Origin of the sequence: Variovorax sp. V116, from assembly GCF_041154435.1 — a bacterium.
Taxonomy (GTDB): domain Bacteria; phylum Pseudomonadota; class Gammaproteobacteria; order Burkholderiales; family Burkholderiaceae_C; genus Variovorax; species Variovorax paradoxus.
Genome location: NZ_AP028661.1, coordinates 2,779,232 through 2,799,264 on the forward strand (window position 1 = coordinate 2,779,232; position 20,033 = coordinate 2,799,264).

General features: G+C 66.5%; 23 protein-coding genes and 1 pseudogene. 14 read left to right on the top strand and 10 right to left on the bottom strand.

Going from position 1 to position 20,033, the window contains the following annotated elements; all coding sequences use genetic code 11:
• Positions 1-13 precede the first annotated feature (13 nt).
• Complete coding sequence (locus ACAM58_RS13260) at positions 14-526, bottom strand: DUF4124 domain-containing protein (protein ID WP_369662952.1); 513 nt, start codon at positions 524-526, stop codon at positions 14-16.
• A gap of 179 nt (positions 527-705) precedes the next feature.
• On the opposite strand from ACAM58_RS13260, the gene guaB reads away from it, so the two are divergent.
• The 4 genes from guaB (at position 706) to guaA (ending at position 4,601) form a co-directional block, all read left to right on the top strand.
• Positions 706-2,175, top strand: a complete 1,470-nt coding sequence (gene guaB / locus ACAM58_RS13265; protein WP_012747865.1) for an IMP dehydrogenase — start codon at positions 706-708, stop codon at positions 2,173-2,175.
• A gap of 88 nt (positions 2,176-2,263) precedes the next feature.
• Positions 2,264-2,512, top strand: coding sequence for a type II toxin-antitoxin system Phd/YefM family antitoxin (locus ACAM58_RS13270; protein ID WP_369662953.1), 249 nt, complete (start codon positions 2,264-2,266; stop codon positions 2,510-2,512).
• Positions 2,513-2,523: 11 nt separating this feature from the next.
• On the top strand, positions 2,524-2,943 hold the full coding sequence (locus tag ACAM58_RS13275) for a type II toxin-antitoxin system VapC family toxin (RefSeq protein WP_012747867.1): 420 nt from the start codon (positions 2,524-2,526) through the stop codon (positions 2,941-2,943).
• 11 nt (positions 2,944-2,954) lie between these two features.
• On the top strand, positions 2,955-4,601 hold the full coding sequence (gene guaA, locus ACAM58_RS13280) for a glutamine-hydrolyzing GMP synthase (RefSeq protein ID WP_369662954.1): 1,647 nt from the start codon (positions 2,955-2,957) through the stop codon (positions 4,599-4,601).
• A 119-nt stretch (positions 4,602-4,720) separates the two neighbouring features.
• On the opposite strand, the gene ACAM58_RS13285 is transcribed toward guaA, so the two are convergent.
• Positions 4,721-5,098, bottom strand: a complete 378-nt coding sequence (locus ACAM58_RS13285) for a helix-turn-helix domain-containing protein (protein WP_012747869.1) — start codon at positions 5,096-5,098, stop codon at positions 4,721-4,723.
• Between the two features lie 110 nt (positions 5,099-5,208).
• Here ACAM58_RS13285 and ACAM58_RS13290 point away from each other — a divergent pair, with 110 nt between their 5' ends.
• Positions 5,209-5,943, top strand: coding sequence for an SDR family NAD(P)-dependent oxidoreductase (locus tag ACAM58_RS13290; RefSeq protein ID WP_369662955.1), 735 nt, complete (start codon positions 5,209-5,211; stop codon positions 5,941-5,943).
• Between the two features lie 23 nt (positions 5,944-5,966).
• Positions 5,967-6,566, top strand: a complete 600-nt coding sequence (locus tag ACAM58_RS13295; protein ID WP_062366958.1) for an NADPH-dependent F420 reductase — start codon at positions 5,967-5,969, stop codon at positions 6,564-6,566.
• Between the two features lie 83 nt (positions 6,567-6,649).
• On the opposite strand, the gene ACAM58_RS13300 is transcribed toward ACAM58_RS13295, so the two are convergent.
• The 4 genes from ACAM58_RS13300 to prpR form a co-directional block, all read right to left on the bottom strand.
• Entirely contained in the window at positions 6,650-7,546 is an 897-nt protein-coding gene (locus tag ACAM58_RS13300; protein WP_369662956.1) for an arginase family protein, read from the bottom strand.
• 28 nt (positions 7,547-7,574) lie between these two features.
• On the bottom strand, positions 7,575-8,492 hold the full coding sequence (locus ACAM58_RS13305; RefSeq protein ID WP_369662957.1) for an alpha/beta fold hydrolase: 918 nt from the start codon (positions 8,490-8,492) through the stop codon (positions 7,575-7,577).
• A gap of 69 nt (positions 8,493-8,561) precedes the next feature.
• Complete coding sequence (locus ACAM58_RS13310) at positions 8,562-9,110, bottom strand: autotransporter (RefSeq protein WP_369662958.1); 549 nt, start codon at positions 9,108-9,110, stop codon at positions 8,562-8,564.
• A gap of 67 nt (positions 9,111-9,177) precedes the next feature.
• Positions 9,178-11,142: a propionate catabolism operon regulatory protein PrpR gene (gene prpR, locus ACAM58_RS13315; protein WP_369662959.1), complete on the bottom strand. Its 1,965-nt coding sequence runs from the start codon at positions 11,140-11,142 to the stop codon at positions 9,178-9,180.
• Positions 11,143-11,306: 164 nt separating this feature from the next.
• Between prpR and ACAM58_RS13320 the strand changes: the two genes are divergently transcribed.
• From ACAM58_RS13320 to ACAM58_RS13340, 5 genes are read left to right on the top strand one after another with little or no spacing between them, the layout of a single operon-like run.
• Complete coding sequence (locus ACAM58_RS13320; protein ID WP_369662960.1) at positions 11,307-12,506, top strand: CaiB/BaiF CoA transferase family protein; 1,200 nt, start codon at positions 11,307-11,309, stop codon at positions 12,504-12,506.
• On the top strand, positions 12,503-13,444 hold the full coding sequence (locus ACAM58_RS13325) for a hydroxymethylglutaryl-CoA lyase (RefSeq protein ID WP_369662961.1): 942 nt from the start codon (positions 12,503-12,505) through the stop codon (positions 13,442-13,444). Before ACAM58_RS13320 ends, ACAM58_RS13325 begins: the two co-directional genes overlap by 4 nt.
• A complete protein-coding gene (locus ACAM58_RS13330; protein WP_369662962.1) occupies positions 13,441-14,433 on the top strand; it encodes a tripartite tricarboxylate transporter substrate binding protein in 993 nt (330 codons plus the stop codon). Before ACAM58_RS13325 ends, ACAM58_RS13330 begins: the two co-directional genes overlap by 4 nt.
• A 6-nt stretch (positions 14,434-14,439) precedes the next feature.
• Entirely contained in the window at positions 14,440-15,303 is an 864-nt protein-coding gene (locus ACAM58_RS13335) for an oxaloacetate decarboxylase (RefSeq protein WP_062366945.1), read from the top strand.
• A 34-nt stretch (positions 15,304-15,337) separates the two neighbouring features.
• On the top strand, positions 15,338-16,336 hold the full coding sequence (locus ACAM58_RS13340) for a Bug family tripartite tricarboxylate transporter substrate binding protein (RefSeq protein WP_369662963.1): 999 nt from the start codon (positions 15,338-15,340) through the stop codon (positions 16,334-16,336).
• Between the two features lie 88 nt (positions 16,337-16,424).
• On the opposite strand, the gene ACAM58_RS13345 is transcribed toward ACAM58_RS13340, so the two are convergent.
• The 4 genes and pseudogenes from ACAM58_RS13345 to ACAM58_RS13360 all read right to left on the bottom strand — a co-directional run bounded on the left by ACAM58_RS13345 (position 16,425) and on the right by ACAM58_RS13360 (position 18,107).
• A complete protein-coding gene (locus ACAM58_RS13345; RefSeq protein WP_369662964.1) occupies positions 16,425-16,811 on the bottom strand; it encodes a DUF6616 family protein in 387 nt (128 codons plus the stop codon).
• On the bottom strand, positions 16,808-17,323 hold the full coding sequence (locus ACAM58_RS13350; RefSeq protein ID WP_369664489.1) for a MarR family winged helix-turn-helix transcriptional regulator: 516 nt from the start codon (positions 17,321-17,323) through the stop codon (positions 16,808-16,810). The genes ACAM58_RS13345 and ACAM58_RS13350 overlap by 4 nt, the downstream gene beginning before the upstream one ends.
• 122 nt (positions 17,324-17,445) lie before the next feature.
• Positions 17,446-17,541: pseudogene (locus ACAM58_RS13355) on the bottom strand (DUF736 domain-containing protein); the annotation flags it as partial.
• Between the two features lie 131 nt (positions 17,542-17,672).
• A complete protein-coding gene (locus ACAM58_RS13360) occupies positions 17,673-18,107 on the bottom strand; it encodes a cupin domain-containing protein (RefSeq protein WP_369662965.1) in 435 nt (144 codons plus the stop codon).
• A gap of 121 nt (positions 18,108-18,228) precedes the next feature.
• On the opposite strand from ACAM58_RS13360, the gene ACAM58_RS13365 reads away from it, so the two are divergent.
• Genes ACAM58_RS13365 through ACAM58_RS13375 form a run of 3 tightly spaced genes read left to right on the top strand, consistent with a single transcriptional unit; the run spans position 18,229 to position 20,005 of the window.
• The gene (locus ACAM58_RS13365) at positions 18,229-18,381 is read left to right on the top strand and encodes a hypothetical protein (RefSeq protein WP_369662966.1); all 153 of its coding nucleotides are present in this window, start codon (positions 18,229-18,231) and stop codon (positions 18,379-18,381) included.
• 11 nt (positions 18,382-18,392) lie between these two features.
• The gene (locus ACAM58_RS13370) at positions 18,393-19,133 is read left to right on the top strand and encodes a metal ABC transporter ATP-binding protein (protein WP_369662967.1); all 741 of its coding nucleotides are present in this window, start codon (positions 18,393-18,395) and stop codon (positions 19,131-19,133) included.
• A complete protein-coding gene (locus ACAM58_RS13375; protein ID WP_369662968.1) occupies positions 19,130-20,005 on the top strand; it encodes a metal ABC transporter permease in 876 nt (291 codons plus the stop codon). Before ACAM58_RS13370 ends, ACAM58_RS13375 begins: the two co-directional genes overlap by 4 nt.
• Positions 20,006-20,033 lie beyond the last annotated feature (28 nt).

Below are 20,033 nucleotides of genomic sequence, written 5' to 3' on the forward strand. Positions count from 1 at the left end.
CGGCGCGGGCTGCTTATTTGCAGTCGCTTTCGATGATCGACTGAAGACGCTTCTGCTCGGCGGCCCGGGCCGCGTCGTCCATGATTTCGCGTTCGCCCTTGGCGTTGATCTTGGCCACGCGGATGCCGCTGTCGAAGGTGGCCTTGCCCTGGCGCGCGCGATCGCAGTTGTCGGCCTTGGCCTTGGCGTTCTTCTCTGCCTCGGCGGCCTGCTTGGCCTTTTCCTCGGCCTGCGCCTTCTTCGTCTTTTCCTCGAGTTCCTTGTCGACGCCCGCGGGCTTGGGCGCGGCCGCGGCCTTGGGTACCGCGGCGTCGGGCGCATCGGCATCGGCAGCGGCCGGCGCCGAACCGCCTCGGGGCGGCGGAGAGCCCGCGCGGCGCAGGATGTTCTTTTCCGGCACGTCCGTGGGCGGCGGCTGGTCGCTGAAGACCTTCTTGCCGCTCTTGTCGATCCATTGCCATTGCGCGCTGGCCGAGAGCGGCAGCAGGCAAACACATCCCAGTACGAGCCAATGCGCGAATTTCATGCGGCGAGTTTAGCCTTCCTTACGTTTTGCAACATGAGAGCGCCCGGCTTTCGTTGCCGGCGAGTTGGGATTTGGCTACGTTTTCGCCGCCTTGCCGGCCCGGCCACGGCCGGCTGAAGCCCCTGGCAGGGCGGGTAAGTACCGACGGTCGCTACAATCCGTCTTTTGGAGCTTCACCCATGCGCCTTCTCGGCAAAGCGCTCACCTTCGACGACGTGTTGTTGGTGCCAGCGTTCTCCCAGGTCCTGCCCAAGGACACCTCCCTCGCCACCCGTTTCTCCCGCAACATCACGCTGAATCTGCCGCTGGTCTCCGCCGCGATGGATACGGTGACCGAAGCACGCCTCGCGATCGCGATCGCGCAGGAAGGCGGCATCGGCATCGTGCACAAGAACTTCACCGCCGCCGAGCAGGCCGCGCAGGTGGCCAAGGTGAAGCGCTACGAATCGGGCGTGCTGCGCGATCCCGTGGTGATCACCCCCACGCACACCGTGCTGCAGGTCATGCAACTGTCCGACGAACTCGGCATCTCGGGCTTCCCGGTGCTCGACGGCGGCAAGGTGGTGGGCATCGTGACCGGGCGCGACCTGCGCTTCGAGAACCGCTACGACGTGCCGGTGAGCGAGATCATGACGCCGCGCGACAAGCTCATCACCGTGCCCGACGGCACCACGCTGGCCGAGGCCAAGGCGCTGCTCAACAAGCACAAGCTCGAACGCCTGCTCGTCATCAACAGCGCATGGGAGCTCAAGGGCCTGATCACCGTCAAGGACATCACCAAGCAGACCAGCTTTCCCAACGCCGCGCGCGATCCGAGCGGCCGCCTGCGCGTGGGTGCGGCGGTCGGCGTGGGCGCGGGCACCGAGGAGCGCGTCGAGGCGCTGGTGAAGGCCGGCGTCGACGCCATCGTGGTCGACACCGCGCATGGCCACAGCGCCGGCGTGATCGAGCGCGTGCGCTGGGTCAAGAAGAACTATCCGCAGGTCGACGTGATCGGCGGCAACATCGCCACCGGCGATGCGGCCCGCGCGCTGGCCGATGCCGGCGCCGACGCGGTCAAGGTCGGCATCGGCCCTGGATCGATCTGCACCACGCGCATCGTGGCAGGCGTGGGCGTGCCGCAGATCATGGCGGTCGACAGCGTGGCCACCGCGCTGCAGGGCACCGGCATTCCGCTGATTGCCGATGGCGGCATCCGCTATTCGGGCGACATCGCCAAGGCCATTGCCGCGGGCGCGAGCACCGTGATGATGGGCGGCATGTTCGCAGGCACCGAAGAGGCGCCCGGCGAGATCGTGCTGTTCCAGGGCCGCAGCTACAAGAGCTACCGCGGCATGGGCTCCATTGGCGCCATGCAGCAGGGCAGCGCCGACCGCTACTTCCAGGAATCGACCACCGGCAATCCCAACGCCGACAAGCTGGTGCCCGAGGGCATCGAAGGCCGCGTGCCGTACAAGGGCTCGATGGTATCGATCGTCTACCAGATGTCGGGCGGCTTGCGCGCGAGCATGGGCTACTGCGGCTGCGCCACCATCGAAGAGATGAAGAACAAGGCCGAGTTCGTCGAGATCACCACGGCCGGCATCCGCGAAAGCCACGTGCACGACGTGCAGATCACGAAAGAAGCGCCGAACTACCGGGCTGAATAAGTGATGAGCAAGCCCAATCTGGCCAGACCTTGAAAGTCAGGCCAGATTGGCATTAGAATTCAGGCCAGATTCAAATTTTCTGGCCCAAATGCAATCCATCGGCATCGCTGAAGCCAAGAACAACTTCTCGGCCCTGATCGAGCTGGTCGAAAAGGGCGAGGAGGTTCGCATCACCCGCCACGGCAAGGAGGTGGTGCGCATGCTGCCGGTGCGGCGCAAGCCGGTCATCACCGACGAGCAGATCGAGCGCGAACTCGGCCAGATCGACGCGCTGCACGCCACCATCCAGCCCGGCCACCCGGTGCGGGCACTCCTCGACGAAGGGCGCCAATCGTGACAGCCTTCGTCATGGACGCCTCCGTCACCGCCGCCTGGCTCTTGCCCGACCAGGCCAGCGAACACACCCGCAAGCTCTACGCCGCCATCCGCCGCGACGAGGTGGAGCCGCAGGCGCCCAACGCCTGGCAGTGGGAGTGCGCCAACATCCTTGCCAACGGCGTGCGCAGCGGCCGCATTCCGGCGTCCGCGGTCGAGGGGCTGTGGAGCGTGCTCGACGCCATCCGCCATCGCGTCGAGCTGCACGAACTCGCACCCGCGCAGCACAAGGCGGTGCTGGCCGTGGCCATCGACGCCGGGGTGTCGCTCTACGATGCGGGCTACCTCTGGCTCGCGCGCTCGCTCAATCTCCCGCTCGCGACCTTCGACGAGCAACTCCTCCAGGCCGCGCCCAAGGCGGGCGTCAAGCTGTTCGACATTTCAACGCTCTGAGTCCTTTCGCCATGCAACACGACAAGATCCTCATTCTCGATTTCGGCTCGCAAGTCACGCAGCTCATCGCGCGCCGCGTGCGCGAGGCGCATGTGCTGAGCGAAGTGCATCCCTGCGACGTCAGCGACGAATGGGTGCGCGAATACGCAGCCGACGGCCACCTGAAGGGCGTGATCCTCTCGGGCAGCCACGCGAGCGTGTACGAAGAGACCACCGACAAGGCCCCGCAGGCCGTGTTCGACCTGGGCGTGCCGGTGCTCGGCATCTGCTACGGCATGCAGACCATGGCGCACCAGCTCGGCGGCAAGGTCGAGGGTGGCCACAAGCGCGAGTTCGGCTTTGCGTCCGTGCGCGCGCATGGCCACACCGCGCTGTTGAAGGACATTGCCGACTTCACCACGCCCGAAGGCCACGGCATGCTCAACGTGTGGATGAGCCATGGCGACAAGGTCACCGAGCTGCCGCCCGGCTTCAAGCTCATGGCCAGCACCGACAGCTGCCCCATCGCCGGCATGGCCGACGAGGCGCGCCGCTACTACGCGCTGCAGTTCCACCCCGAAGTCACGCACACGGTGCAGGGCAAGGCGATCCTCGAGCGCTTCGTGCTCGGCATCTGCGAGGCGAAGCCCGACTGGGTCATGCGCGACCACATCGCCGAAGCCGTGGCCAAGATCCGCGAGCAGGTGGGTGATGAGGAAGTCATCCTCGGCCTCTCGGGCGGCGTCGATTCGAGCGTGGCGGCCGCGCTCATCCACCGCGCCATCGGCGACCAGCTGACCTGCGTGTTCGTCGACCATGGCCTCTTGCGCTTGAACGAAGGCGACATGGTCATGGAGATGTTCGAGGGCAAGCTGCACGCGAAGGTGATCCGCGTCGATGCGAGCGAGCTGTTCCTCGGCAAGCTGGCGGGCGTGAGCGACCCCGAAGCCAAGCGCAAGATCATCGGCGGCGAGTTTGTCACTGTGTTCAAGCAGGAGGCCGCCAAGCTCAAGGCCGCAGGCGACGGCGGCAAAAATGGAGTTGACGGCCGACCGGCCGTCAAGGGCGCCACCTTCCTCGCGCAGGGCACCATCTACCCCGACGTCATCGAATCGGGCGGCGCCAAGAGCAAGAAGGCCGTCACCATCAAGAGCCACCACAACGTGGGCGGCCTGCCCGAGCAGCTCGGCCTCAAGCTGCTCGAGCCGCTGCGCGACCTGTTCAAGGACGAGGTGCGCGAACTCGGCGTGGCACTCGGCCTGCCGCCCGAAATGGTGTACCGCCACCCGTTCCCCGGCCCGGGCCTGGGCGTGCGCATCCTCGGCGAAGTGAAGAAGGAATACGCCGACCTGCTGCGCCGCGCCGACGCGATCTTCATCGAAGAGCTGCGCAACTTCAAGGACGAGAGCGGCAAGAGCTGGTATGACCTCACGAGCCAGGCCTTCACCGTGTTCCTGCCGGTGAAGAGCGTCGGCGTGATGGGCGACGGCCGCACCTACGACTACGTGGTGGCGCTGCGCGCCGTGCAGACCAGCGACTTCATGACCGCCGACTGGGCCGAGCTGCCGTATGCGCTGCTCAAGAAGGTGTCGGGGCGCATCATCAATGAAGTGCGCGGGATCAATCGCGTGACCTACGACGTGTCGAGCAAGCCGCCGGCGACGATCGAGTGGGAGTGAAGAACGATGCCGCGTCCGGCCGCTGCCGCGCAGCCTGACACTCTGATCGGAAGAATTCGACCAGCCGCCCTCCCGCGAATGCGGAGGGTCTTCCGACTCAGCGGCTCTTCTCCATCCCGCTAGGACAAAGTTTCGCGCTTGGCGAAGATGCTTGCCACTTCCGCCATGTGCTCGGTTCCCCAGGTGCACAGCGGAACGATCGCTTCGGCCAGGCTGCGGCCCAGCGGGGTCAGCGCGTAGTCCACGCGCGGCGGCACCTCCTTGTAGTCGGTCCGCGCCAGCACGCGATCGGCCTCCAGATCCTTCAGATGCTGGATCAGCACCTTGTCGCTGACGCCTTCGATCAAGCGCTTGAGCTCGCCGTAGCGCCTCGGGCCGTCGCGCAGGAAAAACAGGATCAACGGTTTCCACTTGCCCGAGATGATGCGCAGCGTGGCGTCGAGCCCGCAGGAGAAGCCACCGGTACCGCAGGTTGGATGAGAAGAAGGCGTCGTCATTTTTTCATACTTACCAAAAAGTGCATACTTGTCCTTAGGTTATCAGAACTCCATACTTGTTCTCAAGCAGTTCCCTGCTTCCGTGCAACTTCAACTATGGATCCCATGACATGACCAGACTGAATGGAAAGACCGCCGTGATCACCGGCGGCGCCACCGGCATCGGCCGCGCCGCGGCAAAGCGCTTCATCGAGGAGGGCGCCTTCGTCTTCATCTTCGGCCGCCGGCAGGAAGCGCTCGACGCCGCCGTGGCCGAACTCGGGCCCAATGCCCGCGCCGTGAAGGGCTCGGTCTCCGACGAGGCCGACCTCGACCGGCTCTACGCGGCGGTGAAGGCCGAGCGCGGAACGCTCGACGTCGTCTTTGCCAATGCCGGGGCGGGAAGCCCGCTTGCGCTCGGCAAGATCACCGCCGAGCACATCGACGAAACCTTCGACACCAATGTGAAGGGCACGATCTTCACGGTCCAGAAGGCGCTGCCGCTGATGAGCAAGGGCGGCTCGATCATCCTGACCGGTTCGAGCGCCGGCACCACGGGTGCCCCGGCCTTCAGCACCTACAGCGCGAGCAAGGCGGCCGTGCGCAACCTCGCGCGGACTTGGGCGGAGGACCTGAAGGGCACCGGCATCCGGGTCAACGTGCTGTCACCCGGGCCGACAGCGACCGACCTCGCGAGGGCAGTGCTGGGCGAGGAGGGCATGAAGGTCTTTGCCTCGATGAATCCGCTCCAGCGCATGGCCGATCCGGCGGAGATCGGCGCGGCGGCTGCCTTTCTCGCGTCGCAGGACAGCAGCTTCATGACCGCCAGCGAGGTCGCGGTCGACGGCGGCCTGGCGCAGATCTGACGCCAAAACCAAAAGGAAAATTCATGAGCTACGCAATCATCGGCTTCGGCAGCATCGGCCAGGCCCTGGCCAAGGCGTTTGCCCGAAGCGGCATCGAGGTATCCGTTGCAACCACGCGCGACCCGGAAAGCTTTGCATCCGCCGCGGCCGCGATCGGGCCCGAGGTCATTCCCAAAACCCTGGCGGAAGCCGTCAAGGCGGACGTCGTCTTTCTGGCTGTCCGATTCGAGTCGCACAAGGATGTCGCGAAGGCGCTGCCCAGCTGGCAAGGAAAGACCATCGTCGACGTGACCAATGCCTACGGCGTGTCCCCCGAGGAACTGGGAGGACAGCCTTCTTCCAAGGCCGTCGCGCAGGCCTTCTCTGGTGGACGGCTGGTCAAGGGTTTCAACCATCTGGCCGCCGCAGTCCTTGAACAAGACCCGGCCGTACATGGCGGCAGGAGAGTCGTGTTCCTGGCGAGCGACGATGACGGCGCCGCGGCGGAGATCGGTGCGCTTGCGGAAAACCTCGGTTTCGCGCCGATCAAGCTTGGCGGGCTTTCGGAAGGTGGACTGCTTGTGCAGGCGCGCGGAAATAGCTGGGGTCAGCTGATCTTCAAGGACTTGGTCAAGTTCGATTGATGATGAATCGGGATCGCAAATTTCGGTGCGATCCCGCCTCGTGGATAAGGGGCGGCCACGATTCGCCAGGAGGCCCCACCCCCTCAAGCAGGCGCGGCCGTCCCCAGCGCCTCGGCCAGCACCGCAGCAAGGCCGCTGCCGGCGCTGCCGTCCCCGTCGAGGCGCGGGTTGTAGATGGTGACCTCCATGCCGACGGCCTTTCCGCTCGCCAGGATGAGCCGGAGCGCGGTCGACAGTTCGTCCCATGACAGCCCGCCCGGTACGCGGAAATCGACCGCCGGCATGAGGGCATCGTCGAGGCAATCGGCGTCCAGGTGGATGAAGAAGCCGTCGAGCTCGGGCCGCGTCAGGTGGTCGATGGCCGCACGGGTTGCGGCTTCGACACCCAGGCGGCGGATGGCGGGGAGATCGCAGGCCATGAGCTCCGCCGGCAAAGGCTGGCTGCCGAATTGGGCCTGGTCTTCGTGGTCGCGGAATGCAAAGGCGACGGTGTCCTCGGGCCGCACCAGCGGACGGCGGCCCTCCAGGTCGGTCAGCAGCGCCGGCCCGTGGCCGGTGACGAAGGCCAGGTCCATGGACGCGCCTTCGCCGTTGGGTTCGGCTTCGGGCTGGAAGAAATCCGCGTTGCCGTCGATGAAGAACAGGCCGTAGCGGCCGCGCCGGCGCAGCGCGAGCATCGAACCCAGCACGATCGTGCAGTCGCCGCCGAGCACTATCGGAAACTCGCCCGCGTCCAGGACCTTCTCCACCGCATCGGCGAGCGTGGGCGACCATGACGCGATCGCATCGGCATTCAGCACCAGGGTGGATGGATCGGGCTTCGGGTCTTTCGGCGGAACGGCCAGTCGCCCGGCACGGCGCGCATGGATGCGGTCTGCTAGGCCCAGTTCCAGCAGCCGGCCGGGCAGGCGCTCCACACCGTCGGTCGACAGGCCGAGCGTGGAGGGCGCTTCAAGAATGGCATAGCGTCGGGTCGGCATCAGGTGCTCCACGGCAAGATGGGTTCTTTCATTGGACGCCTCGCATTTCGTGAAGTGGACGAAGGGCCGGCGGCGCGAGGTGCCGCTGCAAAAAGTCCTGCACGGCCGCAGCCACCTCGCCAGGGTGCGTCTCGAGAAGCCAGTGGCCGCCGTCGAAGTATTCGATCGCGGCGTCCGGCAGGTCCTGGCGAAAGGCCTCCGCCTGCGCTGGCCGGTAGTACTGATCGCACCGTCCCCAGAGGATCAGGGTCGGAAGGCGAGAGCGGCGCAGGTGCGCCTGGATCGCAGGATAGAACGCGACGTTGCTCCCATAGTCGCGATGAAGATCGAGCAGCGCATCGGCCACGCCCGGCCGCTGGACGTGGTCGCATGCCAGGCGGATGACCGCGGGATCGATGCGCTCGGCGATGTGCGCGGGAAGCTGCTCGACGAACTCGCGGCGGATGCCATCTTCGTTGAGAAGCGAAGCACGCATCCTCTCGCGGTTGGCGTCCGAGGGATCGCGCCAATAGGCTTCGGCGGACGACCATGCATCGGTACGGCCCGCATCGAAATAAGCCTCGCTGTTCTGGATGACGAGAGCCGCCGGCCGCAGGGCCGCGCTTGCCAGCAGCCGGAATCCGGCCTGCGCTCCATAGTCGTGAAGGTAGAGGGCGCGAGGCTCGATGCCCATGGCCCGGACAAAGCCTTCGATCACCTCGGCAAGATGAGCGAAGGTGTAGGCGAAATGGCGGTGGTCGGGGACGGCGCTGAATCCAAAGCCCGGCAAGTCGGGTGCGACGAGCCGCCATCGATGGGCCAGCGTCCACAAGAGATGGCGGAACTGCACGGACGACGACGGAAACCCATGGAGCAGAAGAAGCGCCGGCGCATCCGGCGGCCCCGCCTCGCGGTAGAAGATCTGCGTGCCGCCGACGCTGATGTATCGGTGCCTTGGCGAAGACATGGCGCCATGTTCCACCTCCTGCAGACCGCAGCCAAGCCCTTGACCCTGCGGGCATTGGGGACCTGTTGATCAGGGCGCGATGGCGCGCGCCTCGGCCAGATACCGCTGGTTGTCGAACACGCCGGGCCGATCCCCCGCGAAGCGCCACATCTGCCTCTTCGTGTGCAGCAGATTGCCGAGGTACACATGCAATGCGCCCGAACGCGCCGTGCCCGGGTTCGCCACCGCGTGCACGGTATCGGGAGGCAGGTGAACCACCTCGGGTGCGATGGCTTCGCGCCGCTCCGGCACCTGCAGCCGACCGTCGGACAGCGGGTAGATCAAGTTTGTCTCTCTGCCCCGGTAGATGCCGATGAGGGCATCCATCAAGTGGTTGTGAGGCGGGTACTGCAGGCCCGGCGTGAGGGTGATGTGATAGATCGTCAGCGTGTCGTTCGCGCACAGCAGGACTTCATCGTCGCTTGCCTCATGGACCAGCTCGCCGAGCGCGTGGAAGCGGGCGGTGATGTCGCGCAGCACCGCGGCGACGCGATCGAGGCGATCGGCTTTTGCGGCGGCGTCGACGATCTCGTCGATCGCGGTCTGAAGGGTAGAACTGATGGGAAAGGGCGAAGTCATCTTGAATCGGCGGAACCGCGGCAGGATAGATCAGGTGCGTGGGTTCGGTCCAGGGGCGAACGCTGCATCAGCTGCCCGGTGCATCGGCGCCGCGTTCGCGCATCCAGCGCCAAAGCGTCGAGCGGCTCACGCCGAGTTGCCGGGCCGCGGCCTGGCGGTTGCCGCCCTGCGCCTGCAGCGCCGCGGCCACGCGTGCAGCGCTCAGCCCAGTGTCGTCGGCCACCTCGCTTGCGGTGGCATCGGCGAAAAGCTCCGGCAGATCGTGCCGCAGGTCGTCGTAGCGAACGTCCTCGAGGCGGTCGAACTGCATGAGGAACACCGCGATGCGCTCGCCGAGGTTTTCCAGCTCGCGGATGTTGCCGGGCCAGTCGTAGGTGCGCAGACGCGGCAGCAGCGGCGCCAGCGCGCGCGCCGGGTCCAGGCGCGTGCCCAGGCGCTGCAGGCAGCGCCCGACCTGCGCTTCGGCCAGCGGCGCGATGTCTTCGCGGCGCTCGCGCAAGGGCGGCAGCGGCAGGCGCAGCGTGTTGAGGCGGTAGAACAGGTCTTGCCGGAAACGGCGCTCGGCAATCATGTCGTTCAGCGGCTGGTGCGTGGCGGCGATCACGCGCACATCGACCGGAATGGCGGCCGTGGCGCCGAGCCGCGTGATCTCGCGCTCCTGCAGCACGCGCAGCAGTCGCGTCTGCAGTTGCAGCGGCATGTCGCCGATCTCGTCGAGAAAGAGGGTGCCCGTGTGCGCCGCCTCGAACAGGCCGCGCTTGCCGCCGCGGCGTGAGCCGGTGAAGGCGCCTTCCTCGTAGCCGAACAGCTCGCTTTCCAGCAGGGCTTCCGGAAAGGCGGCGCAGTTGACGGCGACGAAGGGCCGCCCCGCGCGCACGCTCTCGTTGTGGATGGACTGTGCAAACAGCTCCTTGCCGACGCCGCTCTCGCCGGCGATCAGCACCGTGAGGTCGGTACGCGCAAAACGCCGCGCTGTCTGCACCGCGCGCAAGAAGGCCGGGCTCTGGCCGATGAGGTTGGCGAAGCGGTGGCGCGCCGCGCTCTGGCGCCGGCCCTGCTGGATGCGCAGGCTGGTGTCGGCTTCCTGGATGGTGCGCGCGTCGTACAGGGTGAGGGCGGCACCGACGATCTCGCCGTGCTCGCGGATCGGCGTGCGGTTGACCACCCAGTCGCGCTGCGCAAAGCGCTGCACCACGGCGCGCTCGACCTGCCCGCTGTCGAGCGTGGGCTGCAGCGACAGCTCGGGTTCGATCGCCTCCAGCGACTGGCCGATGAGCCGCGCGTGCGGCGGGCCGAGCAGTTGCTGCATCGGCGGGTTGACCGCGATCACGCGGTTGTCGCGGTTCACCGCCAGCACCGCCTCCTGCAGGTTGTGCAGCACGCCGTTGAGCTGCTCGTAGCGGCCGGCTTCGAGCCGCGCGACGCGCGCGAGTTCGAGTGCATCTTCGAAGCCCTTGCGCACGCTGCCCAGCGAGTAGGCGAGCAGCCCGTGCAGGCCGGCCTGCTCCGCGAGCTCGACGACCAGGCTGGAACCGACGATCACCTCGAAGCCCTCGCGGCGCAGCTGCTCGAAGCGCTGGCGCGCGTCGTCGGGCGTCTGGTAGGCGTGCTGCACCACCTCGATGTTGAGCAGGTCCTTCACTTCGTCGAGTTCGGGGATGGTCTGGCCGTACATGACGACGCCGACGCGGCTGGACATGCGCCGCGCCTTGATGAGCGCCTGCAGCAGGTCGAAGCCGCTCAGCTGGATGGTGGCGACCGGCGCCTGCAGGCCGGCACGCAGGATGCTCGCGTTCGAGCCCGCGCTCACGAAGGCGTCGACGAGGCCGCGCTCCAGCCGGTCGCGCGCGATGGCGAGTGCGTCGCCGAAGGTGCCGTCGACCACCTCGATCTCGGCGCGGCCGGTGTATTCCGCCACCACCGGCATCGCGAACCCGCGGATCTGCCGGTAGCTCAGGAAGCACAGGCGTGGCAGCTCGCCGCTGCGTACGGGAGCCGGGAAGAAGTGGGAGGAGGGGCGATCGCTGGGCATGTCGCATTGAAACATATCAATGTTTCATGGGCGTCGCATTGCAACGCAAGGAGGTGATCGGAGAAACGACAATCCCTTTCAAATCAATCACTTGCGCGCGTCTCGAACGCTGGCACGGCCCCTGCGATAGCTGGGCATTCGCCAACCTTTCGGAGACATTGAACGTGGCACTCGAACACATCACCGTGCTGGACCTGACGCACATGCTGTCCGGTCCCTACGGCACCATGCTGCTGGCCGACCTCGGCGCACGCACCATCAAGGTCGAGCCGCCCGGCAGCGGCGAAGGCACCCGCCGGCTGCTGGAGAACGACCCGCACTATTCGCGCGACGGCATGGGGGCGTACTACCTCACGCTCAACCGCAACAAGGAGAGCGTGTGCGTCGACCTCAAGACGCCGGCCGGCAAGGCGGTGTTTCTGGACCTCGTGCGCAAGGCCGACGTGGTGTTCGACAACTTCAGCGTCGGCGTGACCGGGCGGCTCGGTATCGACTACGCCTCGCTTGCCGAGGTGAACCCGCGCATCGTCACCTGCTCGGTCACCGGCTTCGGCCAGACCGGCCCGCAGACGCAGCGCCCGGCCTTCGACCAGGTGGTGCAGGCGATGGGTGGCGGCATGTCGATCACCGGCACGCCCGAGACGGGCCCGACGCGCAGCGGCATCCCGATCGGTGACCTCGGCGGCGGCATGTTCGGCGCAATGGGCGTACTGGCCGCGCTGGTGCAGCGCGACCATACCGGCGTGGGCCAGCATGTCGACATTTCGATGCTCGACGCGCAGATATCGCTGCTCAACTACATGGCGACGATGCATCTGCTGTCGGGCCACGTGCCCGAAGGCATCGGCAACGGGCACTTCGTGCATGTGCCGTACAACAGCTACCCGACGGCCGACGGCCACGTGATCATCGCGTGCATCGGCGACCCGTTCTTCGACCGCTTCGTCGAGTTCATCGACCTGCCGGCGCTGCGCAAGCCCGAGTACCGCCAGCAGCCGGTGCGCTTCGCGGCCAAGGCCGAGATCGATGCGGTGGTCGGCGAAGCGATGCGCAAGCAACCGACCGCCCATTGGCTCGAGCGTCTGCGCGAGGCGCGCATTCCGTGCGGCCCGGTCAACAACTTCGAGCAGGCGCTGAGCGATGCACAGGTGCTGGCGCGCGACATGGTGGTCGAGGTGCCGCTGAAGACCGGCGAACGCGTGCGCATGCCGGGCAACCCGATCAAGCTGTCGGCAGCCGACAAGGGCAGGGCGTTCACCTGTCCGCCGGCGCTCGGCGAAAACACGCGCCAGGTGCTCGGCGAGCTTGTCGGCTACGCACCCGACAAGCTCGAAGCGCTGCGTGCCGAAGGGGCGATTGCATGAGCGCGAGGGAAGCGATCCACATCACCGACGTCGCACCGCGCGACGGCTTGCAGAACCAGGCGATCCGCGTCGGCACCGAGGGCAAGCTGCGCCTGATCGAACTGCTGGCCGAGGCCGGCCTGCGCAGCATCGAGGCGGCCAGTTTTGTCTCGCCGAAGGCCGTGCCGCAGATGGCTGACGCCGGCGAACTCCTGCCGCAGGTGCAGGCGCGCTTTGCGGCGCTGCGCACCTCGGTGCTGGTGCCCAACCTCAAGGGGCTGGAGCGCGCGCACGCGGCCGGCGCGAAGGAGATCGCCGTCGTGCTTTCGGCCACCGAGACCATGAACCGCAAGAACATCAACATGGGCCTGGACCAGGCGACCGAAGTGAGCGAGCAGACGATCGCCGCCGCGCGCGCGCTGGGCTTGCGCACGCGCGCCTACGTGGCCGTGGCCTTCGACTGCCCCTTCGAGGGCGAGACGCCACTCGACGAGGTGCTGCGCCTGTCGGCCCGCATGCACGCCGCCGCGGCCGACGAGATCGTCATCGCCGACACCATCGGCTCGGCCTCGCCGGGCCAGGTGAAGGAGCGCATTTTGGCGTTGCGCGGCGTGGTGCCCATCGAGCGCCTCGCGGTGCACCTGCACGACACGCGCGGCATGGGCGTGGCCAATGCATGGGCGGCGCTCGAAGCCGGCGTGCGCCGCTTCGATGCGAGCGTCGGCGGCATCGGCGGCTGCCCGTTCGCGCCCGGCGCTGCAGGCAACGTGGCGACGGAAGACCTCGTGCTCGTGGCCGAGCGCAGCGGCTTCGCCACCGGCATCTCGCTCGCCGGCCTACTCGCGGCGGTGGACTTCGCGCAGGACGAATTGCAACGGCCGCTTGGCGGCCGCGCCATCACCTGGCTGCGCCGCCAGCGTGACAAGGACACACAAGACAACACCAGGAGACTTGCATGAACCCGACCTTCACCCTTCCTCATCCCAACCGCCGCCAGATGCTCGCCGGCCTCGCCTCGCTCGCGGCCGTCGGCACGGCCGGCACTGCCTTCGCGCAAGGCGCCAAGTACCCGAGCAAGGCCGTCACGCTCGTGGTGCCTTACTCGGCCGGCGGCGGCACCGACATCGTGGGCCGCCTCATGGCGCAGCGCCTGTCGGAGCTGTGGGGCCAGTCGGTGGTGGTCGACAACCGCACTGGCGCCAACGGCGTGATCGGCTCCAGCACCGTGGCACGCTCGGCGCCCGATGGCCACACGCTGCTGCTGGTGGTGGGCTCGCATGCGGTCAACCCGGTGCTGATGAAGTCGCTGCCCTACGACACCGACAAGGCCTTCACGCCCATCACCAACATCGCGAGCTCGCCGTCGGTGCTGGTCGTGCAGGCCAACGGCCCCTACAAGACGCTGGCCGACCTGCTGACCGCGGCACGCAAGGAAGAGCTGGGCTGCGGCTACTCGGAAGGGCAGACGCGCCTGACCGGCGAACTGATCCGCCAGGTCGGCCACCTCAAGCTGACCGGCGTGCCCTACAAGGGCGGCGCGCCGATCATGGTCGACATCATCGGCGGCCACCTGCCGATGGGCGTGACCAGCGTGCTCACCGCGCTGCCGCACGTGCGCTCGGGCGCGCTGCGCGTGGTGGGCGTTGCGGCCGATCGCCGCATGCCGCTGTTCCCCGATGCGATGACCTTCAAGGAGGCGGGCTTGAACGGTGTCGAGTCGCTGAGCTGGTATGGCCTGTTCGGACCGGCCGGCCTGCCGGCCCCGATCGTTGCGCAGATCAACCAGGACCTGAAGAAAGTCACGGCCGATCCCACTGTGCAAAAACAGATGCACGACCAGGGCGCCGACATCACGCTCACGCCACCGGCCGAGTTCCGCACCTTCCTGGCGAGCGAGACGAAGAAGTGGTCGCTCGTCGCGCAGCGCGGCGGCATCACGGCGGAGTAAGCGGGCATGGCGAATCCCATCCTCCGGCAGAAGCTCGACCGCGGTGAATTCATCGTCGCGCCCGGCCTGCACGACATGATTGCCGCCACGGTGGCGAACAAGGTCGGCTTCGACATCGTCTACGGCACGGGCTACTGGCTCACCGCCTCCAGCCTGGGCCTGCCCGACGCGGGCATCGCCACCTACACGCAGATGCTCGACCGCATGGCGACGCTGGTGCGCACGAGCAAGGGGGCAGTCATCGCCGATGCCGACACCGGCTACGGCGGGCTGCTGAACGTGCACCACACGGTGCGCGGCTACGAGGCGGCCGGCGTCACGGCCATCCAGCTCGAGGACCAGGAGTTTCCAAAGAAGTGCGGCCACACGCCCAACAAGCGCTGCGTGCCCATGCAGGACATGGTCGAGAAGATCAAGGTGGCCGCCGAGGCGCGCGAGGACAAGGACAACTTCCTCATCATCGCCCGCACCGATGCGCGCGCATCGCTAGGCGTCGACGAGGCGATGCGCCGCCTGGAGGCGTATGCCGAGGCCGGGGCCGACATCCTGTTCTTCGAGGCGCCGCAGTCCGAAGAAGAGATGCGCAGGGCCTGCGCCGCATTCGACACGCCGATGCTGGCCAACATGGCCGATGGCGGCACGACGCCGATCCTGCCCGCGAAGGTGTTGGAGGAGATCGGCTTTGCGCTGGCCATCTACCCCTCGCTCACCAGCCTGTCGGCCGCAGCCGCGATGGAGCGCGCGCTGAGCCACCTCAAGGACAGCGGCCTGAGCCAGGCGCCCGAGGTGCCGCTGTTCGACTTCAACGAGTTCTGCGGTCTCATCGGCTTTCAAGAAGTGTGGGATTTCGACAAGCGCTGGGCGCGCTGAAGATTCAATCAACAAAAGGACGGAGACAAAACCCATGACGAACACCTACAACGCTTCGCGCCGCCGCTTGCTGGCGCTGGCAATAGCCACTACCAGTGCGCTCGCCATCGCAGCAACGCCGGCGCACGCTCAGCAGGACTACCCGAACAAGCCGATTCGCCTCATCGTGCCTTTCACACCCGGCGGCGTGACGGACACCGGCGCGCGCGTCGTGGCCGAGCGCCTCGGGGCCCGGCTGGGTCAGCAGGTGGTGGTCGACAACCGGCCCGGCGCCTCCGGCAACATCGGCACGCAGATGGTCGCTGCCGCCGCGCCCGACGGCTACACGTTGGTGCTGGGCTTCGACGGCACGCTGGTCATCAATCCGCACGTGTTCGCGAAAGTGCCGTTCGACACCGTGAAAGACTTCGTGCCCGTCAGCAAGATCGGCGATGCAGTGCTCGTCATCGTCACGCATCCGTCGGTGCCCGCGAAGACCTTGCCCGAGCTGATTGCGTACTCGAAGAGCAACCCGGGCGGCTTGTCCTACGGCAGCTCTGGCACGGGTGGCACGCCCCACGTCGCCGCTGAAATGCTCAAGGTGAAGACCGGCGCCAACTTCGTCCATGTGCCCTACAAGGGCGGCGGCCAGGCCATGACCGACGTGGTCGGCGGCCAGCTGCCGATGCTCTACACCGCCGTGGCCGGCGCGCTGCCCTTCATCGAGAGAGGGCAGGTGCACGCCATCGCGATTTCGAGCGCGCAGCGACTGCCATCGCTCCCCGACGTGCCCACCGTGGGCGAAACCGTGTCGGGCTTCGAAGCGAGTTCCTGGATCGGCATCCTCGCGCCCGCCAAGACCCCCACGCCCATCATCGACCGCATTCAGCGCGAGTTGCATGCCGTGGTGAACGAGCCTGCGGTCAAGGAGCGCCTGGCCAAGCTCGGCATCACGTCGGTGGGCAATACGTCGGCGGAGTTCGGGCAACAGATCCAGGCGGATTTGAAGAAGTACGCGGATGTAGTGAAGGCGGCCGGGATCAAGATTGATTGAGGCGGGGCATCGGCGGCGCCCTGGCGATCAAGCCAACGGAGATCGGCTATTGCCTCGCGAGCTCTTGTCGCCGCCGGTAGGGCAGGCGTCAAGCATTCGCCAACTCGGCAAGATGGCTTGAAAAGTCGCTCCCGGCACCAGCGGCATTCACATGCTCGAAATGGTCGTACCAACCCGATGCCTTGATGCCTGCGAGCAGGGCATCGCGGGCCCTGGCATCGGGAAAGCGCCAGATGCCGAGGAAGCGGTGGCCGCTGGCCTGGTCGATGCCTGGCTCGGTCTGGCCCAGCATCAGGATTTCGACGCCGAGTTCGCCCAGGCCGCCCATGCCTGCCTTGATTCCGTCCAGGAACTGGCTGCGCTGCACCGCCGGCAACGCCAGCCAGCCGGGCTTGGGCGAATAGAGTTCAACGAGGTAGTGGGACATGGAAGCTCCTTTGCTCGAGGTTGTGTGATGCGCGGTGTTGTTGGTCATGGCGGGCCTCCCGCCGCATCACTGCGGTCGGCCATGCCTGCCGCTACTTTCTGCAGCAGGCCGCCGAGCGTCTTTCGCTCCTGCGCGGACAGATGGAGGAACAGGCTGGCAATCCAGCGGCCATGTTGATCGAACGCCTTCCTGGCCATCTGCTTGCCCTTGCGCGTGAGTCGAATGGTCAAGGAGCGCCGATCGTTGCCATCGGCATGCCGCTCGATCAGCGACTCGCGCTCCAGCCCATCGAGCAGGCCGGTGACGGTGGCGCGCGTGACGCCTGCCCGCTCGGCCAGTGCATTGGGAGCCAGTCCGTCGTCGGCCGCATCGAGCACGAACAACAGCACGAAGCGGCCTTCGGACAGGCCGAACGGGGCCAGCAGCGCGGCGCAGTCGCGGTCGATGGACGAGGCGAGCGACAGCACCTGAAAGCAAAGCCGGATGCTGTCCAGATCGGGCAACTGGCGCCGCTCGGCTTCACCCAGAAGGGCAAGGTACTTCTGTTCTAGCTTTTTCATAGTCACCATATTGTATGGTGGCTAATCATATCGTCGACATCGCAAGAAGGCGAGAGATTGGAAGATGTTATTGCGAATATGCTCACATCTCTCGACTCGGGGCAGGGCGACGAGGACGAAGATCAGTCAGTAGTGCTGCGTAACCAGATCAGACGATGCGTGTCATCCTCGCCTTCGATCAAGCGGGCGTAGATCGTGACGGGGAACAAACGATCGTCCGAGTCACCAACAGCGTCCACTAAGCCGTGGTCACTGTGTCAGTGACCCAAGAGGACGCGGCGGAAAAGTCATCCCCACAAAAGCGCGCATAGCGATGATCCGATGCCGGGTTCTTGATCCTCTCGAACCGCTAAAACACCATCTCCGGCCGATCGACGGGCACGCCGTCGATTTTGATGGCGATTCTTTCGTTATCGCTGCGCACAACCAAGAAATCAACGGCCTCGCGGTCGCTGAGGTTCAACTCCTGGTGTGGCACATAGGGGGCGAAGTAGACAAAGTCACCATCAGACACCTCAGCCGCAAATTCGAGCCTGTCGCCCCACCGTATTTCACTGCGGCCTTTGAGCACATAGATGGCGACCTCATGGCGACCGTGATGGTGCAGCCCCGTCTTCACACTGGGTTGGACAGTCACTGTGCCAATCCAGGTCTTTTGCCCCCCGGTTCCGGCGAAATCGAGCGCTGTTGCACGTCCAGTTCCCGATGGGTCACGCAAGACCAGGTCCAGTTTCCGTCCCCGCACGACCGTTACACCGTCTCGCCACGTTTTTGTTTCAGGCATCACTCAACTCCATTCAAGGCTTCGATCCAGTCTAAGGCGAAACCATCTTTGACATCAAGATTGCGAGAGGATCAAAGTAGTTATTGCTAATGCATTCGCAATTGCAATATATAGTCAGGGCATGAAACACCCAGCCCGCCAAACTGAAGCCGCGCCCAATGCCTGGCCGCAAAGCCCGCCGAGCCTGCTGATGGCCAGCGCATGGGTGCGTGTGGCGGGCGCGCTGATGCTTGCCGCGGCACTGTGGCTGGCTGTTGGCTGGGCGCTGAAATGAGCGGGGCGCCGATGCCTCCTCCCGCCATCCGGTTGAACAACCTCACGGTGGCCTATCGCGGCCACCCGGCCGTGCATCACCTGTCGGGAGAGTTTGCGCCGGGCTCGCTCACTGCCATCGTCGGGCCGAACGGTGCGGGCAAGACCAGCTTGCTCGCCGCAATCATGGGACGCATCCGGGCGGCCGAGGGCGGGGTCTCTTTCGATGGCGCCTCGCGCGACCGCATCGCGTGGCTGCCGCAGCAGGCCGAGATCGACCGGAGCTTTCCGATCCGGGTGTTCGACCTGGTGGCGCTCGGACACTGGGGACGGCTCGGCTGCTTCAAGGGCATCGCCGCGCGGCAGCGCGATGCCGTGGGGGCGGCGCTCGAGGCCGTCGGCCTTGGCTTCCAGCGCCGCGGCATCGCCGAGCTGTCGGCAGGGCAGTTCCAGCGCGTGCTCTTTGCGCGCGTGCTGCTGCAGGACGCACCGGTGATCCTGCTGGACGAACCTTTCAACGCGATCGATGCGCGCACCACTGCCGACCTGCTGGCCGTGGTCGCGCGCTGGCATGCGGAGGCGCGCACCGTGATTGCCGTGCTGCACGACCTCGAGCAGGTGCGCCTTCATTTCGACCGCACCCTGCTCATGGCACGGCGCTGCGTGGCTTGGGGGCCGACGGCCGAAGTGCTGCATGCCGAGAACCTGTTCCGCGCGCGCCAGATGGCCGAGGCGTGGGACGAGGATGCGCCTGTCTGCAAGGAAGCTGCATGACCGCAGGTGCCTTGCTGGTCCAGCCCTTCGTGGAGTACGGCTTCATGCGCCGCGCGCTGGTGGCCACGCTGGCGCTCGGCCTGGGCAGTGCGCCGATCGGCACCTTGCTGGTGTTGCGGCGCATGAGCCTGATGGGCGATGCGATGGGGCACGCGCTGCTGCCGGGCGCGGCGCTCGGCTTTCTGTTTGCCGGCTTCTCGCTGGCCGCGATGAGCGTGGGCGGATTCTTCGCGGCGCTCGCGGTGGCGCTGGCGGCGGGTTTCGTCACTCGCGTCACCTCGCAGCGCGAAGACGCGAGCTTTGCGGCCTTCTACCTGATCGCGCTCGCGCTGGGTGTGCTGCTGGTGTCGACCCACGGCAGCAGCGTCGACCTGATGCACATGCTTTTCGGCACCATCCTTGCGGTGGACGACGCGGCGCTGCTGCTGATGGCCGGCGTCGCGAGCCTGACCTTGGTCGTGTTGGCGGTGATCTACCGGCCGCTGCTCGTGGAATGCCTCGACCCGGGCTTCCTGCGAAATGTGGGCGGGCCCGGTTCGCTGGTGCACGGCATCTTTCTGGTTCTTACGGTTGCCAATCTTGTGGCGGGCTTCCAGGCGCTGGGCACGCTGATGGCGGTCGGCTTGATGATGTTGCCGGCCACCGCGGCGCGCTTCTGGGCCGCCGAAGTCTGGAGCCTTGCGCTGGTTGCAGCCGGCATGGCGCTGCTGTCCGGCTTTGCCGGGCTGCTGCTGTCCTTCCATGCGCAGTGGCCCTCGGGCCCCGCGATCGTGCTGGTGGCGGGCGCGGCCTACCTGCTGTCGCTCGTGTTCGGACCGCACGGCGGACTGCTCGCCCGGCTCCTGCGCCCACGTTCTCATCGAAATGCCTGACATGAACCCCCACGCTCATCACTTCGTG

Coding starts and splice junctions, on each gene's coding strand:
- ACAM58_RS13350 (WP_369664489.1), bottom strand. CDS start 17,323: ATGAAAAAGCTAGAACAGAAGTACCTTGCCCTTCTGGGTGAAGCCGAG.
- ACAM58_RS13285 (WP_012747869.1), bottom strand. CDS start 5,098: ATGACGACGCCTTCTTCTCATCCAACCTGCGGTACCGGTGGCTTCTCC.
- ACAM58_RS13370 (WP_369662967.1), top strand. CDS start 18,393: ATGCCTCCTCCCGCCATCCGGTTGAACAACCTCACGGTGGCCTATCGC.
- ACAM58_RS13360 (WP_369662965.1), bottom strand. CDS start 18,107: ATGCCTGAAACAAAAACGTGGCGAGACGGTGTAACGGTCGTGCGGGGA.
- guaB (WP_012747865.1), top strand. CDS start 706: ATGCGCCTTCTCGGCAAAGCGCTCACCTTCGACGACGTGTTGTTGGTG.
- ACAM58_RS13345 (WP_369662964.1), bottom strand. CDS start 16,811: ATGACCAACAACACCGCGCATCACACAACCTCGAGCAAAGGAGCTTCC.
- ACAM58_RS13270 (WP_369662953.1), top strand. CDS start 2,264: ATGCAATCCATCGGCATCGCTGAAGCCAAGAACAACTTCTCGGCCCTG.
- ACAM58_RS13365 (WP_369662966.1), top strand. CDS start 18,229: ATGAAACACCCAGCCCGCCAAACTGAAGCCGCGCCCAATGCCTGGCCG.
- ACAM58_RS13330 (WP_369662962.1), top strand. CDS start 13,441: ATGAACCCGACCTTCACCCTTCCTCATCCCAACCGCCGCCAGATGCTC.
- guaA (WP_369662954.1), top strand. CDS start 2,955: ATGCAACACGACAAGATCCTCATTCTCGATTTCGGCTCGCAAGTCACG.
- ACAM58_RS13260 (WP_369662952.1), bottom strand. CDS start 526: ATGAAATTCGCGCATTGGCTCGTACTGGGATGTGTTTGCCTGCTGCCG.
- ACAM58_RS13290 (WP_369662955.1), top strand. CDS start 5,209: ATGACCAGACTGAATGGAAAGACCGCCGTGATCACCGGCGGCGCCACC.
- ACAM58_RS13335 (WP_062366945.1), top strand. CDS start 14,440: ATGGCGAATCCCATCCTCCGGCAGAAGCTCGACCGCGGTGAATTCATC.
- ACAM58_RS13375 (WP_369662968.1), top strand. CDS start 19,130: ATGACCGCAGGTGCCTTGCTGGTCCAGCCCTTCGTGGAGTACGGCTTC.
- ACAM58_RS13275 (WP_012747867.1), top strand. CDS start 2,524: ATGGACGCCTCCGTCACCGCCGCCTGGCTCTTGCCCGACCAGGCCAGC.
- ACAM58_RS13340 (WP_369662963.1), top strand. CDS start 15,338: ATGACGAACACCTACAACGCTTCGCGCCGCCGCTTGCTGGCGCTGGCA.
- ACAM58_RS13295 (WP_062366958.1), top strand. CDS start 5,967: ATGAGCTACGCAATCATCGGCTTCGGCAGCATCGGCCAGGCCCTGGCC.
- ACAM58_RS13310 (WP_369662958.1), bottom strand. CDS start 9,110: ATGACTTCGCCCTTTCCCATCAGTTCTACCCTTCAGACCGCGATCGAC.
- ACAM58_RS13325 (WP_369662961.1), top strand. CDS start 12,503: ATGAGCGCGAGGGAAGCGATCCACATCACCGACGTCGCACCGCGCGAC.
- ACAM58_RS13300 (WP_369662956.1), bottom strand. CDS start 7,546: ATGCCGACCCGACGCTATGCCATTCTTGAAGCGCCCTCCACGCTCGGC.
- prpR (WP_369662959.1), bottom strand. CDS start 11,142: ATGCCCAGCGATCGCCCCTCCTCCCACTTCTTCCCGGCTCCCGTACGC.
- ACAM58_RS13305 (WP_369662957.1), bottom strand. CDS start 8,492: ATGTCTTCGCCAAGGCACCGATACATCAGCGTCGGCGGCACGCAGATC.